This is a genomic window from Pseudoalteromonas sp. G5_S1_54_S4, from assembly GCF_054968565.1.
This window is the reverse complement of the sequence record NZ_JBQKUL010000131.1, coordinates 1-727: the sequence shown is the minus strand read 5'-3', so window position 1 is coordinate 727 and position 727 is coordinate 1. Positions and strand designations below refer to the sequence as shown.

1 pseudogene is annotated in these 727 nt (G+C 58.5%); it reads left to right on the top strand.

The window, feature by feature from the left end:
* Positions 1-709 (top strand): annotated as a pseudogene (locus ACTRWE_RS19240) (ISL3-like element ISPpu12 family transposase); the annotation flags it as partial.
* Positions 710-727: the final 18 nt, after the last annotated feature.

The window sequence follows — 727 nt, the reverse complement described above, 5'->3', positions numbered from 1 at the left end:
GAAAGACCGGCAGAAGGTCGAGATCGTCAGCATGGACATGTGGAACCCCTACCGGGCAGCGGTCAAGGCTGTGCTGCCCCAGGCCCGTATCGTGGTCGATAAGTTCCATGTGGTGCGCATGGCCAACGATGCCCTAGAGAGAGTGCGCAAGGGCCTCAGAAAGGAGCTGAAACCGTCCCAGAGTCGGACTCTCAAGGGAGACCGGAAAATCCTGCTGAAACGCGCTCACGAAGTCTCAGACCGGGAGCGCCTCATCATGGAGACCTGGACAGGCGCGTTCCCGCAACTGCTGGCCGCCTACGAGCACAAGGAGCGCTTCTACGGCATCTGGGACGCCACCACACGGCTCCAGGCAGAAGCCGCCCTGGACGAGTGGATAGCCACCATCCCGAAGGGCCAAAAGGAAGTCTGGAGCGATCTGGTCAGGGCAGTGGGAAACTGGCGCGAAGAGACCATGACCTACTTCGAGACGGACATGCCCGTCACCAACGCTTACACGGAGTCCATCAACCGACTGGCCAAGGACAAGAACCGTGAAGGGCGCGGTTACTCCTTCGAGGTGATGCGGGCACGAATGCTCTACACCACGAAGCACAAGAAGAAGGCACCGACTGCGAAGGTCTCTCCTTTCTACAAGAAAACCATCGGTTACGGACTGCCGGACTTCGCAGAGGAACTCAACTACGGAGTCGATCTATCAACCATCTGAGGGTGGTATCAGATTGAT